Annotated in this window: 20 protein-coding genes; 18 read left to right on the plus strand and 2 right to left on the minus strand. The window is 32.3% G+C overall.

All coding sequences use genetic code 11. The features are described 5' to 3' along the window. Positions 1 to 37 precede the first annotated feature (37 nt). Complete coding sequence (locus tag VQL36_RS09955; protein WP_349249164.1) at positions 38 to 553, minus strand: type II secretion system protein J; 516 nt, start codon at positions 551 to 553, stop codon at positions 38 to 40. Then, complete coding sequence (locus VQL36_RS09960; protein ID WP_349249165.1) at positions 546 to 977, minus strand: hypothetical protein; 432 nt, start codon at positions 975 to 977, stop codon at positions 546 to 548. Before VQL36_RS09960 ends, VQL36_RS09955 begins: the two co-directional genes overlap by 8 nt. Before the next feature lie 350 nt (positions 978 to 1,327). Here VQL36_RS09960 and VQL36_RS09965 point away from each other — a divergent pair, with 350 nt between their 5' ends. The 18 genes from VQL36_RS09965 to VQL36_RS10050 all read left to right on the plus strand — a co-directional run bounded on the left by VQL36_RS09965 (position 1,328) and on the right by VQL36_RS10050 (position 17,509). Next, entirely contained in the window at positions 1,328 to 2,995 is a 1,668-nt protein-coding gene (locus VQL36_RS09965) for a GspE/PulE family protein (RefSeq protein WP_349249166.1), read from the plus strand. 43 nt (positions 2,996 to 3,038) lie between these two features. Beyond that, positions 3,039 to 4,100, plus strand: coding sequence for a type IV pilus twitching motility protein PilT (locus tag VQL36_RS09970; RefSeq protein WP_349251161.1), 1,062 nt, complete (start codon positions 3,039 to 3,041; stop codon positions 4,098 to 4,100). Continuing rightward, the gene (locus VQL36_RS09975; protein WP_349249167.1) at positions 4,081 to 5,289 is read left to right on the plus strand and encodes a type II secretion system F family protein; all 1,209 of its coding nucleotides are present in this window, start codon (positions 4,081 to 4,083) and stop codon (positions 5,287 to 5,289) included. Before VQL36_RS09970 ends, VQL36_RS09975 begins: the two co-directional genes overlap by 20 nt. A 31-nt stretch (positions 5,290 to 5,320) precedes the next feature. Then, entirely contained in the window at positions 5,321 to 5,740 is a 420-nt protein-coding gene (locus VQL36_RS09980; protein WP_349249168.1) for a type II secretion system protein, read from the plus strand. 27 nt (positions 5,741 to 5,767) lie between these two features. Further along, a complete protein-coding gene (locus VQL36_RS09985) occupies positions 5,768 to 6,529 on the plus strand; it encodes a prepilin peptidase (RefSeq protein ID WP_349249169.1) in 762 nt (253 codons plus the stop codon). Next, positions 6,526 to 7,431, plus strand: a complete 906-nt coding sequence (gene pilM, locus VQL36_RS09990) for a type IV pilus biogenesis protein PilM (protein WP_349249170.1) — start codon at positions 6,526 to 6,528, stop codon at positions 7,429 to 7,431. The genes VQL36_RS09985 and pilM overlap by 4 nt, the downstream gene beginning before the upstream one ends. Next, positions 7,428 to 7,961 (plus strand): hypothetical protein, encoded by a 534-nt coding sequence (locus VQL36_RS09995; protein WP_349249171.1) that lies wholly within the window; start codon positions 7,428 to 7,430, stop codon positions 7,959 to 7,961. The genes pilM and VQL36_RS09995 overlap by 4 nt, the downstream gene beginning before the upstream one ends. 9 nt (positions 7,962 to 7,970) lie before the next feature. After that, on the plus strand, positions 7,971 to 8,735 hold the full coding sequence (locus VQL36_RS10000) for a hypothetical protein (RefSeq protein WP_349249172.1): 765 nt from the start codon (positions 7,971 to 7,973) through the stop codon (positions 8,733 to 8,735). 265 nt (positions 8,736 to 9,000) lie between these two features. Then, positions 9,001 to 9,795, plus strand: a complete 795-nt coding sequence (gene thyA / locus VQL36_RS10005; RefSeq protein WP_349249173.1) for a thymidylate synthase — start codon at positions 9,001 to 9,003, stop codon at positions 9,793 to 9,795. A 75-nt stretch (positions 9,796 to 9,870) separates the two neighbouring features. Next, positions 9,871 to 10,380 carry a dihydrofolate reductase gene (locus VQL36_RS10010; RefSeq protein ID WP_349249174.1) on the plus strand — a complete coding sequence of 170 codons (510 nt, stop codon included), beginning with the start codon at positions 9,871 to 9,873 and terminating at the stop codon, positions 10,378 to 10,380. A 54-nt stretch (positions 10,381 to 10,434) separates the two neighbouring features. Next, a complete protein-coding gene (chrA, locus tag VQL36_RS10015; RefSeq protein WP_349249175.1) occupies positions 10,435 to 11,643 on the plus strand; it encodes a chromate efflux transporter in 1,209 nt (402 codons plus the stop codon). 123 nt (positions 11,644 to 11,766) lie between these two features. Continuing rightward, positions 11,767 to 12,822: a glycoside hydrolase family 15 protein gene (locus VQL36_RS10020; protein ID WP_349249176.1), complete on the plus strand. Its 1,056-nt coding sequence runs from the start codon at positions 11,767 to 11,769 to the stop codon at positions 12,820 to 12,822. A gap of 146 nt (positions 12,823 to 12,968) precedes the next feature. After that, positions 12,969 to 13,616, plus strand: coding sequence for a chromate transporter (locus tag VQL36_RS10025; protein ID WP_349249177.1), 648 nt, complete (start codon positions 12,969 to 12,971; stop codon positions 13,614 to 13,616). 2 nt (positions 13,617 to 13,618) lie between these two features. Then, positions 13,619 to 14,152 carry a chromate transporter gene (locus tag VQL36_RS10030; protein ID WP_349249178.1) on the plus strand — a complete coding sequence of 178 codons (534 nt, stop codon included), beginning with the start codon at positions 13,619 to 13,621 and terminating at the stop codon, positions 14,150 to 14,152. Positions 14,153 to 14,259: 107 nt separating this feature from the next. Then, on the plus strand, positions 14,260 to 14,838 hold the full coding sequence (locus VQL36_RS10035) for a TetR/AcrR family transcriptional regulator (RefSeq protein ID WP_413789502.1): 579 nt from the start codon (positions 14,260 to 14,262) through the stop codon (positions 14,836 to 14,838). A 265-nt stretch (positions 14,839 to 15,103) separates the two neighbouring features. Continuing rightward, positions 15,104 to 15,622 (plus strand): GNAT family N-acetyltransferase, encoded by a 519-nt coding sequence (locus VQL36_RS10040; protein ID WP_349251162.1) that lies wholly within the window; start codon positions 15,104 to 15,106, stop codon positions 15,620 to 15,622. A 133-nt stretch (positions 15,623 to 15,755) separates the two neighbouring features. Next, positions 15,756 to 15,947 carry a CDGSH iron-sulfur domain-containing protein gene (locus VQL36_RS10045; protein WP_349249180.1) on the plus strand — a complete coding sequence of 64 codons (192 nt, stop codon included), beginning with the start codon at positions 15,756 to 15,758 and terminating at the stop codon, positions 15,945 to 15,947. Positions 15,948 to 16,093: 146 nt separating this feature from the next. Next, complete coding sequence (locus VQL36_RS10050) at positions 16,094 to 17,509, plus strand: YcdB/YcdC domain-containing protein (RefSeq protein ID WP_349249181.1); 1,416 nt, start codon at positions 16,094 to 16,096, stop codon at positions 17,507 to 17,509. Positions 17,510 to 17,642 lie beyond the last annotated feature (133 nt).

Below are 17,642 nucleotides of genomic sequence, written 5' to 3' on the forward strand. Positions count from 1 at the left end.
TAAAAAGCCATTTGAGGCTTTTTTGTTTATCTATATTTTAAAAATCAAATATTTTTATAGATGCATTTTTTTTAATATGGTCAAATTCAATTGAAAAATGAACTAAATTCTGTCCTGACATAGACACTTGGAAATCCTCTACGTTATCTGCTAAGAGCATTTTCGTTTCATAAGCACTTTCTGCTAAATCATATGATCTAAATTCATCATCACTAATATTTAACTCGTAAAGAGCTAATGATTCATCCTCAAACTTAATCGATTTATAGGGAGAATTACCTGATCCCCCAGCTGTTTGTATCCTTACTTCTTCTGTATATAGATTATTGTTTAAAGTAAATACATCAATGGAGTCTGTGACATATTTAGAAATGATAGTCATCGTTAATTCAGCATTTGCATCATTTGAATATTTTTCAACAGAATTTTCCCAGAATAAATGAGTAGAAGAAAATAACATAAAGCCTAATGTGGCAATAACAGAGATCAGAACAACTGCGGCTAGCAATTCTACTAATGTAAAACCTTCTTCTCTTTTAACCCATTTAATCATATCTCACCTCCCAAGAAACATAAACAGTTGCAATCTGGGTATCATTATCGTAAAGAAAAGTATACATCGTAACTTCCGTTAAATCGTTTTCGCCTAAATCCAATTCATATTGCTCATTCTTATCCCTAAAATCAATCGAATCAGTAACAATTTCATAAGAAAAGACAGTTTCATTTATCTCTTCTTCGCCGTTCCTAGGATAGCTAGAGTCATATCTTAATTCATTTAAAACTTTTTCTGCCACTTGTAGTGCGTCTGTTTTATGGTCTTGTTTGAGATCTACTTTGAGGTAGGTTTGAGACAAGGTTGTAAAGGAAATGAAAACTATGGAAATAATTGCAATACATCCAATGACTTCCACCATGCTTAGGCCATTTTGACTAGTTATTATCTTTTTCCACTTTATTAAATTCATTAGTCTCATCCCATTTCATCCTATGATTTTTAGAGTTAAGACACCCACCTCTATAGGGCTTTTTCCTAATCAAGTGGAGTAGATGAATATATAGAACATTTTATTACTATCTTAATAAAAAAAATGATAGGAATCCATTAAAAAATTTAACAAATTGATAAATTTAAAAGTTTTTAACAGTAAATGTAAACTTTCAGGCTACAAATATGCTATTTTGTGATATACTGATTCAAATAGGACTTTATTCCCTGTTTTTCACAATGTTTAGTTGAAAATACCTATAAACATAGTAATTTATTCCCTTCTAGTTTTTTATTTACTTAATAATTTTATTTTGTAATGGGGGGCTGGAACATTTAATGGCACTTACCAAAAAGAGGCTTGGAGACTTGCTGGTAGATTCAGGTTTGATCACGGATGAACAACTTAAGCAATCTCTAACTGAACAAAAAGATTCTAACCTTAAACTTGGTGATTTATTAATACATAAAGGAATTATAACAGAGCTACAATTGATTCAAGCATTGGAATTTCAACTAGGCATTCCTCATATTACTCTAGCTACATATGAGATAGACATGAATTTAATAAATCTCATATCTGAACAAATTGCAAAAAAATACCAAGTTATTCCTATTCGAAAAAATGGTAATAAACTTTTATTAGCTATGGTTGATCCCCTAGATTTTTTCGCAATCGAAGATTTACGTTTGTTAACAGGGTTTATGATTGAACCTGCATTAATTACAAAGGATGAATTACAAAGTGCTATAGCAAGTTTATACGGCTTACATGAATCTATGAATCAAGTCATCAAAGATGTGAAAAATGATTTCGAAGAAATTAATGAAAGCGAAATCACAGATAAAGATTCACCTGTTGTTCGATTAGTGAATGAAATGATAGAACAAGCTGTACAACTTCGTGTTAGTGATATACATGTTGATTCTATGGAAAATCGCATTTTGATTCGTTATCGTATTGACGGTGTTTTACGTACGGAGAGAGTTTTACCTAAAAACGTACAAGCTATTATGATAGCAAGATTAAAAATAATGGCGAATTTAAATATTGCTGAACGTAGACATCCCCAAGATGGGCGAATCATGGTAAATATAGCATTTAAAAAGGTAGATATTAGAGTGGCTACATTACCTACAATACATGGTGAAAAAATAGTGCTTCGAATCTTGAATTTTAGCCATAGTGTTAAAGAAATTAATAATTTGTATTTGAATGAAAGCAATCTTCAAATTTTTAGAGAGATGTTAGATCGACCTCATGGTATGATTCTGGTCACAGGTCCAACTGGAAGTGGAAAAACGACAACGTTGTACTCTGCACTACAGCATTTAAATCATGAAGAATCTAACATTATTACAATTGAAGATCCAGTTGAATACCAATTAGAAGGAATAAACCAAGTTCAGGTGAATTCACAAACTGGCTTATCTTTTAGTAAAGGTTTACGTTCTATTCTAAGACAAGATCCAAATATTGTGATGGTTGGTGAGATTAGAGATATTGAAACGATTGATATTGCTATTCGAGCCTCTCTTACAGGTCATTTGGTTTTTTCAACGATACATACAAATAGCGCAATTAGTACAATTGCTAGATTAAGAGAAATGGGTGTTGAGCCTTATTTAATATCATCTTCTCTTATAGGTATCGTTTCACAGCGTTTGGTCAGACAAATCTGTCAGCAATGCAAGGTTTCATATGTTCCAAGTGAACAGGAAAATATTTTTTTATCAGAACATGGTGTATTTGTGAAAGTTCTATATAAAGGAAAAGGTTGTGGTGTATGTAATCGTACAGGTTATCGAGGCAGAATTGGGATTCACGAAATATTGTGGATTGATCATCAAATGAGAACATTAATATTAGAAAATGCAAACAGTGAAGAATTTAGACAATGTGCGACGAAAAATGGCTTTATTTCTATTTTTGAAGATGGTTTGCAAAAAGTGAATCAAGGTTTAACAACTTTGCAAGAAGTGATAAAGGAAATATCTATAGATTAAACAATTTTAATAACAAGAAAGGAGAGATTGAATGTGTGAGGAAATAAAAAAAGAATTTGAAGTTCTATTAAAGAAAGCTTTTGAAGCAGGTGCATCTGATTTGCATTTTACGGTAAGGTCACCACCGATAATACGTATAAATGGGGTGCTAAAACCACTCGACACAGCTGTTCTTAAGCCATCACAAACAGAGGATTATGCAAAATCCATCTTAACAGAAGCATTATACGAATCTTTTGAACAGAATGGTGAAGTTGATTTCTCAATTAGTGTACCTAGTATTTCTCGCTTTCGGGTAAATGTTTATCGACAAAGGAATTTAGTTAGTATTGCTGCAAGAATTGTTCCTACGAATATTCCTACACTTGTAGAATTGAAGTTACCTCTTGTCTTATCCGAACTATCAAAAAAAAACCATGGTCTAGTATTAGTTACCGGTCCAACTGGGAGTGGGAAATCATCGACTTTAGCAGCTATGATTGATTATATCAATCAAAACGAACGTAAACATATCATTACATTAGAGGATCCGATAGAATATCTCCACTCACATGGGAAAAGTATGATTGACCAGCGAGAAATTGGCTCAGATACCAAGAACTTTACTTCAGGACTGCGAGCAGCATTAAGGCAAGATCCTGATGTTCTGTTAGTAGGGGAAATGAGAGATTCTGAAACGATCAGTACAGCTATAACAGCTGCAGAAACTGGGCATCTTGTTTTAGCAACACTACATACCATTGATGCAATGCAAACTATTGATCGAATTGTTGATTCTTTCCCTAGCTCACAACAAGCTCAAATTCGAATTCAACTTTCTCTAGTTTTAGAAGGTGTTGTCTCACAAAGGTTATTATCTAATAAATCAGGTCAAGGCAGAGTTTGTGCAACAGAAGTATTAATTAATACACATGCTGTTGCTAATCTTATTCGAAATGAAAAAGTGCATCAGTTGAAAAGCATTATGCAAACCAACAGCATGATAGGTATGCATACGATGGAAATGAGTTTGAAAGAACTACTTAGGAAAAATTTAATTGATGAAAAAACCGCTAAAACATACCTCTCGGAGGGAATTGGTTCGGATGCCTCAATACGAATATAGATGTAAAGATCTACAAGGAATAAGGCATAAGGGAGTTTTAAATTCTTTAGACAAAACTACTGCTATTTCTGAATTGAAAAAACAAAAGTGGATTGTGTATTCCTTAAAGGAATACAACCCTACTTTATGGTCAAAGGAAATCTATATTGGAAACCCAGTGAAAAATGAACATTTTATTATTTTTTGTAGACAACTATCTGCATTAACTCGAGCTGGAGTATCTATAGTGGAATCCGTAAGGGTTTTGGCTGAACAGACCGAAAGTAAACCGTTAAAGAAAGCATTAACATCTGTTTCAGCTTCAATGTTAAAAGGAAACTCTTTTTCTCATTCAGTATCTGAATTTAAACACATCTTTCCATCAATCTTTATTAATATGGTTCGAGTAGGGGAAGAAGCGGGGATCATGGAGGATACGTTAGATCGATTAGCAATCTATTTTGAAAAGGCGTATTATACGAAAGAAAAAGTGAAATCCGCCACGGTATATCCCATGTTCGTCGGTGTAATCTCAGTAATAATCATTATTTGCTTAATGAATTTTGTAGTGCCAAAGTTTGTCAATATATTTGAAGAATTAGGTACAGATTTGCCGCTCATTACTGAAATTATCATCTCAACAAGTAATAGCATGCAGACACAATGGTATTTTTGGATTTTAGGAGTCATTCTTCTATTAATGGTGTTTCTTTGGTTTAAGAGATCTCAATTTGGAAGCTACATTTTGGATGTTGTCAAATTAAAAATGCCTGTGTTTGGTAGACTGAATCAGAAGAAAGTGATAGCACAAATGTCCAGAACTTTATCCTCACTTTATGCTAGTTCAGTACCTGTTTTGCAATCTTTAACTATCGTGGAGAAGGTTATAGATAACAAAGTGATAGGGAGAGTATTGCATGAATCTAGGGAGTCATTGAGGAAAGGGTTATCTTTGTCAGATCCGTTAAAAAAATCATGGGTATTCCCTTCATTAGTCACCCAGATGATTACAATAGGTGAAGAAACAGGGACATTGGATGAAATGTTGGGAAAAGTTGCTGATTTTTATGAAAAGGATGTTGAGAATCTAGTAGACCGTTTAAAATCTTTACTAGAACCGTTGTTAATTTTGATGTTAACAGGGCTGGTAGGTACTATTATAGCCGCTATACTTATACCTATGTTATCCATATATTCTAACTTAGGATAATGAATATATTAATAATAAGGAGTGTTTAAAAGTGAAAAAGATTCAAAATATGTTAAATAAAGAACAAGGATTAACTTTAGTAGAGTTGTTAGCAGTTATTGTTGTTTTAGGAATTATTGCTGCGATTGCAGTGCCATCCATTAATGGAATTATTAATGATACCGAAGTTCAGGCAAGAGAAGCAATAGCTCTTCAGTTATATGAGGCTGCCCGAATAACTGATACGATTAACGATCCAGAAGGTAACGACGATGATGTTACATTAGAAGAATTAATTGATCTAGAATATTTTGCAAATGGTGATTTAGTAGATCCTGTTACTGCTTTGACAATAGGAGATACAACAACAGTAGATTTCTCTACTAATATAATAACGGTAAATGATGATTCTGATAATGAATTATTTAATTATGATTATAGTTCAGGGACTTTAACTTCAGTTAATCCTTAACCTTCATAAAATTTGAGGAGAAGTAATATGACAGCGTTTATCTACATCTATCTATTTATTCTAGGACTAGTCTTCGGATCGTTTTTTAACCTAGTAGGATTGCGAGTTCCTAATAAACAATCCATTATTTATTCATCATCCCACTGCCCCCATTGTCAGCATCGACTGGGGGTTTGGGATTTAATCCCTATATTTAGTTTCTTGTTTAATAAGGGGGAATGCAGGTATTGTGGTGTGAAAGTTTCTTTTATTTATATGTTTGGTGAACTTATAACTGGAATATTATTTGTATGGATATATTCAATCACTGGTTTTACTGGGGAATTTATAATTGGTTTATTACTCGTAAGTTTGTCTGTTATCATTACCGTTTCTGATTTAAAATACATGATCATTCCGAATAAGGTACTAATATTTTTCCTTCCTTTTACGATCTTAGCTAGATTTCTTTTTCTATCGCAATCGATCTGGTATTATGTTATTGGATTTTTTGTGGGTGGTGGGATATTGATGTTATTAGCAATCATCAGTCGAGGTGGCATGGGAATGGGAGATGTAAAATTATTTGCAATTTATGGATTGATCATTGGATTTGAGCAAATTTTCCTTGCTTTATTTATAGCAAGTGTAATTGGTAGTTTGGTAGGAATAACTTTGATTTTATTAAAAAAAATCCAAAAGAATCAGCCTATTTCTTTTGGACCTTATTTGGCATTAGGTACGCTCATTACTTATGGATATGGAGATGAAATAATACAATGGTACCATTCTTTCCTTTTAAATCTATGAACATTGGATTGACAATCACATCTAAGGGAATTGGATATGTCCAGCTAAAAGCAAAAAAAATCATTAAAACGGGTTTCTTGTCTATTGAAGATGGATTGGTTTTTGACAATGAAATTGTGAATTTCGATTTATTACTTGTAAAAATAAAACCTTGGATAAAACAAGAAAAATTAGCTGGAAAGTTGATTCATATTTGTATACCTACTTCTAAAACATATATCAGAAGTTTCGAGATGTTACCTGCTAAAGGGAAGATGTTAAAAAAAATGATTCAGTTGGAAATTGAAACCTCTATTCAACTACCATTTGAAAATCCAATCTATGATTATGTTATTTTAGATCAGAAAAAAGAAGATCAAAATCAAGTGTTGGTTGTTGCTTCATCATTAACCCTTGTGGAGTCGTATGTCACATTATTTCAGAAAGCAGGCTTAAAGGTGAGGAATGTTGATTTATCTTCTTTGTCTTTATATCGTGTGGTTAACCATATAAAAAAAGAGATTCCACAGAATGTAATGATTGTTTATTTAACAAATGAGAAAGTGGAGATTTTATTATTTCATCTTGGGGCACCTGAGTTTTCGAGAGAAATTTCGATACAAGACTTATTTAAAAATATAGATGAAGATACAGATCATGAATGGAAGTGGGGAGAAATTCAATCGGAGATTTATCGAATGGTTCAGTTTTTTGAAAACCATATTTATGAGGGAGTCGAACAAATTTCAGATATTTTTTTGATTGGAGCTTACCCTTATAAAGATCAGTTGATTTCGTACTTAAATGGATTTTTTGATCAAGTATCTTTCCAGTATATTGAATTGTCGGAAAATTTGCCAAAGGATGAATTTGATTTTACACTTCCATATGGCTTAGCTTTAAAAGGGATGGTCAGCAAATGATCAATATTAATCTATTACCTAAAAAAGATAGAGAAAGAAATTTGATTCCACTACTTATCCTCTTTTTTATTATCTCTTGGTTTTTATTAATTTCTTTGTTAGTTTATCAAAATTTAATAGTACAGCAAAAAATAGTACAAGAAGAAATAAATGTTGAAAAAATATTATCTGAACAAAAAGAGTTAAATCATGTTTTAAACGAATTAAATGCAATTAAATTAGCTGAACAAGAGATCGATAAAAAGGATATATTAGACGTGTTGTATTATTTTCGTGTGTTTGCTCCTAATATATTGCTTAACATTAATAGTTCTTTACCTTCGGATGGAAATGTAAGAAGTGTTTATTTTAGTTTTCCATCTGAGCTTTCTATTATAAGTGAATTGGAAAGTTTGTCCAATGCAGCAGACTACTTGGTTAATCTAAGAAAACTTCCGTTTGTAAATCAAGCTGATTTACAAGTTATTAGTAAAGAAGAAAATAAATACTATTCTATACATTATGTCATTGATTTAAAAAAAGAGGAGTGACGGTATCCGATGAAAAAACTGTACAAACATAAAACAAAGTGGATTATCGGGATCACCATATTTTATGTCATCCTTGCAGCTTATTATTTTTTATATTTTCAAAAAGACATGGAGTTGCTTGAACTAAAAGTTGAAGAGAAAACAAGTGTGCAAAGAGCTTTAGAACATACTGCGATGGTCGTAGAGAGTTCCAAAGAAGAATTATCTAGTAAATCTCTAGAAAATTATATCAATCCAGAAGATCAATTACCAAATCTGGATCGAGTAGATGAAATGATAAAAACATTAGAAGCACTTGAGGCTTCTACAGGTGTAAGCATTTCCACTATTGGGTTTAATGATGGTAAATTTGAAATAAATGATTCGTCAGATGAAGATATAAATTACTTGGATCTATTATTAAATCAAGATGACAAACAAAAACAAGATAAACAACTAGAATTACAAGATGTCATTCCTAATTTGCGTGAAATTGACATTTCCTTGCAATTATCAGGGACATATTTTGAATTTATTGATTTTTTAACTAATATACATAATGATCAAAGGTTTTATATGGTCCAATACATTGATTTTCAGTTGAACAAAGACTCTACAAATACTGACCAGAATGACTCACAGTTAGAAAGTGCTAATATTAATGAACTATTGACACAATTGGATTTAGAAAATCTTGATTTAGTTCAAGGTGAAAACTTTGAATCGTTAATGGATGCAAATCAAGGAGAAATAAACTATACTGTAAATTTATCTGCTTATTACTTACCAAATTGAATAAAAACTTTAAAGTAGTCATATATTTTATCTTGCTGTTTCTTCGTAAATATAAACCTCTTTTTACCCTTTCTACTGCCATAAGCTTCAGTTATCCAAATTTAGTATTTCTCTATCAAATAAAACTGTATTGGCTCTTTTCATAGGATTCATTATTAATATACAATATAAAACATACTTGCTTACTTCTTCATCTACATATTGATTTTTTCGGTAATATCATTGAAAATAAATAAGGTGAAATAAATTTCGGAGGGTACATATTATGCGTCAATATTTAAACTTGCTAGAAGATATTTTTGAAAATGGAATACAAAAAGAGGATCGAACAGGTACAGGCACTATCTCAGTATTTGGGAGACAATTACGTTTTGATTTGCAAGCTGGTTTTCCTCTATTAACAACAAAGAAATGCCATACACGTTCAATTATCCATGAATTATTGTGGTTTTTAAAAGGAGATACGAATATTCAATATTTAAAAGATAATGGTGTATCGATTTGGGACGAATGGGCAGATGAGAACGGAGATTTAGGTCCTGTTTATGGTTCTCAGTGGAGAAAGTGGGAGACGAAAGATGGCAAGTTTGTAGATCAGATTGAACAAGTAGTGAATCAAATTAAAGAAACTCCAGATTCTAGACGATTGATTGTCAATGCATGGAATGTAGGTGAAATAAACAATATGAAACTGCCACCATGTCACTATGCTTTTCAATTCTATGTAGCAGACGGTAAATTGTCATGTATGTGGCAGCAACGTTCGGTAGATACATTTTTAGGCTTGCCTTTTAACATTACTAGTTATGCACTCTTAACTTATATGGTTGCACAACAATGCGATTTGGAAGTTGGAGAATTAATATTTACGGGTGGAGATGTTCATTTATATTCCAATCATTTGGAACAAGCGAAACTGCAATTGACTCGTGAACCTAGAGAATTGCCACAGTTAATCATAAAACGTAAGCCAGCATCTATATTTGAATATAAGTTTGAGGACTTTGAAATTACGAACTATGATCCGCATCCACATATTAAAGGAGAAGTAGCTATTTAGAATCCAATTTACTAAATCTATTTGGAGAAAATCCAGAATAATTAAAAAGAAGATAAAGGTGGTTAATAGAAAAATATGAAATCAGAACCTTTTAAGTATAAAAATCTTTCTATTATATTTGCTATGGATCAAAATCGATTAATCGGCAAGGACAATCAGCTTCCATGGAGATTGCCAGCTGACCTAGCTTTCTTCAAAAAAACGACTTTACAACATCCTGTGTTAATGGGTAGAAAAACATATGAATCAATTGGCAGACCACTCCCAAATCGCAAAAATATTATATTAACTCAAAATAAAAACTATGAAGCAGAGGGATGTATCGTTGTAAATACGATAGAAGATGCATTAAACGAGTGTAATGATGAAGAGAATTTTGTCATTGGAGGTTCTGAAATTTATAAGCTGCTTCTACCCTATGTCAATAAGTTATACGTTACACATATTGAACATGTTTTTAATGGAGATTCATACTTTCCTGAAATTGATGAAAAGATTTGGGAACAAACAAATAAAGTTAAGGGGATTAAGGATGAAAAAAATCCTTACGATTATTATTTTATTACATACAAAAGGAAACAATAAAGATATTACTTTATAAAATACTATACTATATATATCAGATTATGGAGGAAATGGATGTCAACTTCAACAGAAGAAATCAAAAGAGGATCAATATTTGAGGTGTTTTGGACAGCTTTTAAATTAGGGCTGACTTCTTTTGGAGGTCCTATAGCACATTTAGGTTATTTTCGTGAAACTTATGTGAAACGCTTAAAATGGTTAGATGAAAAAACATATGTAGATTTGGTTGCATTGTGTCAATTTCTACCTGGACCAGCAAGTAGTCAAGTTGGGATCGGAGTTGGATTATTACGTGCGGGGGTTCTAGGTTCGATTGCAGCGTGGATAGGATTTACGATGCCTTCTGTTATAGCGTTAATTATTTTTGCTTATGCAGTGGGCGGGTTTGATTTAGCAAATCAAGGTTGGCTGCATGGATTGAAATTGGTAGCAGTTGCAATCGTAGCTCAAGCAGTGTGGGGGATGATGAAATCTCATGCTGCGGATCGAATGAAAGGTTCCATTGCTATCATAGCAGCTATTATTTCACTTGTTTTTTCTTATGTGTATACCCAAGTATTAGTAATTATTTTAGCAGGGGTAATTGGTTGGTTTTTTCTTTCCAAGACTGAACAAAGTTCATCAACTAACATTCAAATCCCTGTAAAAAAACTAACGGCTATCATTTCACTTGTTATTTTTGTAGGGTTGCTTATTGTGTTACCTATTTTAACAGTCATTTACCCAAGTTTTTTATTATCGTTATTTGATAGCTTTTATCGTGTAGGTTCTTTAGTATTTGGGGGTGGACATGTTGTCTTACCTTTGTTGCAAAGTGAAGTTGTCAATCCTGGCTGGGTTACAAATGATCAATTTATAGCTGGGTATGGAGCAACGCAAGCAGTTCCTGGTCCGTTGTTTACATTTTCAGCTTACTTAGGTGCAGTGATGGATACGAATATGAACGCGATTATCATTGCACTCATTGCTGTGCTCGCAATTTTTCTACCTTCTTTTTTACTTGTGATTGGTGTTATACCTTTCTGGAATGTCATCCGTCAAAAACAACACTTTCAGTCTACAATATTGGGTATCAATGCAGCTGTTGTAGGTATTTTATTAGCAGCTTTGTATGATCCTGTGTGGACTAGCTCAGTGAATAATGTTTATGATTTTGTATTAGTGATCATTACCTTTAGTTTATTAATGTTGTGGAAACTTCCGCCTTGGGTGGTAGTTATCGTGTCTGCAATTGGTGGAAGTATCATTGGCTGGTTCACTTAAGTTTTAACTGTATGCTCTTGGGTAAATGCACCCGAGACATATGACTCGAAATATGGGATTTTGGTCCCCTTCTCAAGAGGGATGCATAGTATGTATTACCTTTTGAAAGAGGAGGAATCCGTGATGTTGCAGGAAAGTTACCAGGTGTTAGACAAACTTCGTAAGCCTCACGGTTTATATATTGCGAGTCCATCAAATTTTTATAAATATGTTTGGATTCGTGACAATGTGTATATCTCACTCCCTTTTGTAAATAAAGATAATGAGTGGTATGAGAAAACGTATTATCGCATGTTGGATTTATTCAGGGAATACGAATGGAAATTAGATATTTTATTAGAAAATAAACCAAAATGGGTTTGGGAATACATTCACGCTCGTTACAGTGCTGATGAGGTTAAAGAAATACATGATGAAGCATGGGGACACGTTCAGCATGACATGATTGGAGCCTTTTTGTTTGGAATTGGATTAGGTATTCAACATGACAAGGGAATGATTCGCGATCAAAAGGATTTGGATATATTACAAAAATTGGTCTATTATTTGGAAAATGTAGAATATTGGCATGATCCAGATAACGGGATGTGGGAGGAATGGAGAGAAATTCACGCTTCCTCATTAGGTGCATGTTTAGCAGGATTAAATTCCATTGATGAATTTGTGGATGTCCCATCTAAATTAATAGGAAATGGTTTTAAGTCTTTATTTGAGCTTTACCCTCGTGAAAGTCCTGATAAATCAGTTGATCTAGCCCAATTAAGTCTTGTGTATCCATACCGAATCATAAATGGTTTGAAGGGAGAGTTCATCGTATCTAGGGTGGAAGAGTCGCTTCTTCGTGAAAATGGTGTAATACGATATGCAGGAGATAGTTACTATAGTACACTTGAACAAAAACATGGCCGTGAGAAGCCAAGAGAGTTTTACAAAGGTTCTGAAGCCGAATGGTGTTTTGGTTTACCTTGGTTGGCATTATGTCACCTTGAACTAGGTCATATTGAAAAAGCGAGTGAATATGTACAAAAAACAGAAGAGATCATGATTAAACCGGGTGTGCTTCCAGAGTTATATTATTCAGGTACACGGACCCCTAATCCGAATACTCCATTGGGATGGGGCTGCTCCATGTACATTTTAGCAAAAGAAGCATTAGTTAAAAAAACTGTTCATGTATAACATGAACGGTTTTTTCATACATAGTATTTGTTAATTCAGCTCAGATAGCAGCTTTTGTTTTCATTCTCATTTTTTATTGAGTTCTTCACATTTATGTTAGATTAAATGTATAATGAAAATCAACGATACTCTAAGGGGACAGGCATATGCAAGAAAAACAACATCAAAAAGGTGCCAGACTTGTCTTTGACATTTTATTTTCTTTTCTCAAAATTAGCCCGATCACCTTTGGTGGTGGTTACGCTATGATTCCAGCAATTGAGAGAGAAATAGTAAGTAACAGAAAATGGTTGAATGAATCAGAAATGAGCGATGTTTTATCTATATCTGGCTCCGCTCCTGGTGGCATAGGGATTAATGCAGCAACGTATATCGGTTATCGATTATATGGCATCAGAGGATCAGTAGCTGCGGTAGTGGGGATGACTCTCCCAACGTTTTTGATTATTTTTGTATTAGGATTGTTTTTTTCTTATTTTAATGACAATGAAAAAGTAAATGCAGCATTTAAGGGTATTCAAATAGCAATTATAGCCCTGGTGTCCTATGCAGCTTATAAAATGGCAAAAACATCTATTTACGATAAAAGCACATTTTTTACATTAATGATTACTTTGTTTTTGCTCATCTATTTAAAAGTTCCTCCAATGATCGTAATTATTGCAGGTGGTTTTGCTGGTATATTGATTATGAAAGTAAAAACCCAGTTAGGATATATTAAAAATGTAACAGTTGATCAAAAAGCCAAAGAACAATACAAATATACAGATTATTACATGGGAGACGGAATATAACGATGTGGGATTTATTTTGGACGTTTATGAAAATAGGATTTGTTTCTTTTGGCGGAGGATATGCTATGATTCCTGTCATAGAACATGAAGTTTCTATTCACGAATGGATGAATGAGGCCCAATTTGTAAAAGCCATTGCAATAGCTGGTATGTCTCCAGGTCCAATTGCAATTAATACAGCAACTTATATTGGTTATAGTGTATTAGATATTTGGGGAGCAATAGTTGCAACCTTAGGTATGTTAATTCCATCCTTAATGATAATGATTTTGATCTCATCCATGTTGTACAAAGTGTTTCATCATGAGATAGTGAAGTCGGTATTTTATGGACTTAGACCGGTGATTACTGCTTTAATAATATTTGCAGCATTGATAATGGCAGCGAATATAACCATCTTTTCAAGTTTTTCATGGGATTTAGTTGTTAATTTGTTTATATTTGTGATGGCACTTTACTTATTAATACGCCATAAAAAACATCCATTGTTAATCATCGTGTTATCAGGACTAGTTGGCATGGCTTTTTTCGGTTGAAATAAATGCTTGCTTTTCATTAAAAATCGTAGTAAAGTTATTTCATGTAAAATTGACCGAAATCAAAAAATAGTCATTTTATTATTTATTTTTCCCTTAGGCGGTGAATGAAAGTGAGTATAGAAAAAAAGAAGCAGATTTTAGATGCAGCAAGCAAATCATTTTCAGTATTTGGTTATAAAGCGACAACTATGGATCAGATTGCTAAGATTGCAGGTGTAGCCAAAGGAACTATTTACACTTTATTTACTAATAAAGAGGAATTATTTAATGAAATTCTAACACAATTAATTGATGAAATGAGCATCGTTGCACAAAAATCGATAAGGACAGATGTTTCGTTTTTTGAAAACCTTCATACTGTTTTGTACAATATGTTAGATTTTCGCAGATCACATGAACTTACAATAAAATTATCTTTTGAAATTAGAGAAATGGGCACACCTGCTGCTAAGGAAGCTATGAAAAAGATGGAAAACGTTATGTTAGCTTTCATTAAAAAACAAGTAGAACGAGCTGTCGAAAATGGTGAAATGAAGGAATGTGATCCTGAAATTACTGCATTTGTGATTTTAAAATTATATGTTACATTTATCTCTGATTGGGAAAAGAGGCATGAGCCTTTGACAAATAAAGAAATTTCTAAGTTATTTCAATTATATTTAGTTGAAGGTTTGCAAAAATAAAAATAGAGAATAATTAAACCGTATTGATAACCATTCATAGATAAAGTTTATTAAAAATAATTTTTTTACATCAAAATGACTAAATGAATGAATTGGTCAAAAGGTGTTTGTTTAATAAATTTGGGTTGTCTCAAAAAGATGAATTTCTTTTGAGACAACTTTTTTTTATCAAATTTAGAGTTTTGTTCTCCTTACCGTAAATTCATATTTTAGAGTATAATTGTGCTTAGAGTTGCTATGGTTTGGTTATTTTATTATGGGAGTGATGATATTGGTAATTTCAAATGAAATAGAAATTGAGAAAATTGAAAAAATCAATGGTGAAATGGATGATTTGTCAGAACTTTTAGTTGACGTTGTGAACCATGGTGCATCGATTGGATTTTTATCCCCATTAAAAAAATCAGAGTCAATGAAGTATTGGCAAGAAGTATTAAAGCCTAATATCATTTTATTAGTAGCGAAGTTTGGTGGAAAAGTAATAGGTACTGTTCAAGTAGATTGTTGTACAAAAGAAAATGGAAACCATAGAGCTGAAATATGTAAACTAATGGTTCATTCCAAATTTAGAAAAAATGGTGTGGGAAGGAAGCTTATGGAAATGGCTGAAGAGGTTTCTAAAGAAGAACAAATTTCTTTAATCGTATTGGATACACGTGAAGGAGATCCTTCTAATCAATTATATAAATCGCTGGGATTCTTAGAATCTGGACGAATTCCTAACTATGCAAGAACTGCTGGAGGTGAATTACATACAACTGTCATTTATTATAAGCATCTTTAGCGTTCAACAAAAAGTGAGAAACAAAAAACTTAATTATAAAAAGTTAGTAGACGTAAGTAAGTAAGTTTTATATAATGATCTCAACATCAAGATAATGATTTAAAATTTATTCAAGTGAAAGGAGGAGTAAAGAATGTCAGATGTTAAGGTAAAGGTTCTAGACAATGGTCCTTTATTGGTAGAGGGTACAATTGAAGTTGTTGATGCAGAAGGAAATACATTTGAGAAAAAAGGAGCACTATGCAGATGCGGTTTAACAGGGAATGCACCTTTTTGTAACGGATCTCACGCTGGGAAATTTGAAAATGCGCCTAGAGCTAAATAACAACGATAAACAAAATTGCACTTGAATAACATAATTTTGATTTCTTGTACATATGCTAGGGATGAGCTTTATCTCTAGCATTTTTTATGGTTTTCTATTTGAAATTAGAAATAGTATCTAAATATTCAATAGAAAGGAAAATAAATATGAATAAAGAAGAATTGAAAATTAAAGCTGTTCAAGTTGCAGAGATTACTAACAATTATGAGCTTGAGGTTGAAGATTATAGTGAGAAGAAAGGGAAAGGCAGGGCATTTTTTTCTTGGAGAAATAATAAAGTATATGATTGTATTAGTATAGAGTTAGATGATAAGGGCTCTTTAATTTCTATCTCAAGAGAAATGATTAATAGACTAGATCATAGAGTTAAAATGGAAGAAGAACAATTAAAGGAAATTGCATTAGGATTTGTCAAAGATCATTATTCAGAAGTTATTCATTTGTTTGAATTGAATGAAATTATAAAGGAAAGTGATGATTTAATAAGATTTATATATATTCAAAAAGAATTACATATTGCTCTCCCATATTCAGGATTTTATGTTGATGTAACTCATAAAGGCGACATCGTTAAATTTCATTACTATGGAATTGCCGAAAATATTATTAAACCAAGTGAGACTATAAATAAAAAAAATGCAAAAGAAATTTATTTAAATAATTTGAAAATGAATTTATTAATTTCAAATCTTAACAGTGACAAATATGAAGAAGGAGATCATCTCCCGCACCTAGTTTATGAACCTCAATTTAAAATATTTAGATTACCTGCGGATCCTAGAATATCTGTGGTGAATCAGGAATATGATGAAAACTTGAACGGATCAAATCTGGATCGTGTGAGTTTACCTATTCCAATCGAAAGAGAAATGTGTATTGAAGATTTGATAGGACTAGATTCCAGTGCTTTTAAAAAAATAAGAGAAGTAGATTTAGGTTCAACTCTAGGAACTGTATGGAGAATGGAAGAGGATACTCCTGTTGTTTCAGGTCGTGACATATCAAGTTTTTTTCAAAAACGAAATGAAAATACGATTAAAATTATAAAAGATAAACAAACAGGGAAAATAAAAAATATCTTTTCTTTTATGAACAAAAAGGGTTCCTTAAAATTAAATAAAGAAAACTGTTATGAAATTGCGCTACAATTTCTGTTTAAGTTATATCCTCAAGCAAATGAGTACTTTGATTTTTTACCAACAAAAAATGAAACTAGTAAACATGGTTTTATGTTTCATTTTAGAATGACTCACGATGGGATACCTATACGTTACGGAAATGTTGAAGTATCTGTCAATCTTTCTACAGGTACTGTTGATCATTACATGGGACCTGAGCTTGATCCGGAACAATTAATCTCAATAAATAAGGTACCAACGATTACAAGATTACAAGCAAAAGAAATCGTAAAGTCAGAATTTGATGTTGAATTACAATGGGAAAGAGAAATTGAAGATGGTGAACATTATTATCGATTAGTATATAAGCCCGTTTTTCCATCTCTTTCAGGAGAATTAGCATTTATTGAATCTCAAAGTGGTGAATGCATATTAAAAAGATAGAAGAACAACTCTATATAATGCATTAAAAAAGGCATGGCTTCGTTATTTATAACGAAGTCATGTTTATTTTGCACAACTGGAAAATAATAAATTGTCATATTTTGTACATAATAAATAATTGACAGTTTAATAA

It is taken from the genome of Chengkuizengella sp. SCS-71B, from assembly GCF_040100845.1.
Lineage (GTDB): Bacteria > Bacillota > Bacilli > Paenibacillales > KCTC-33759 > Chengkuizengella.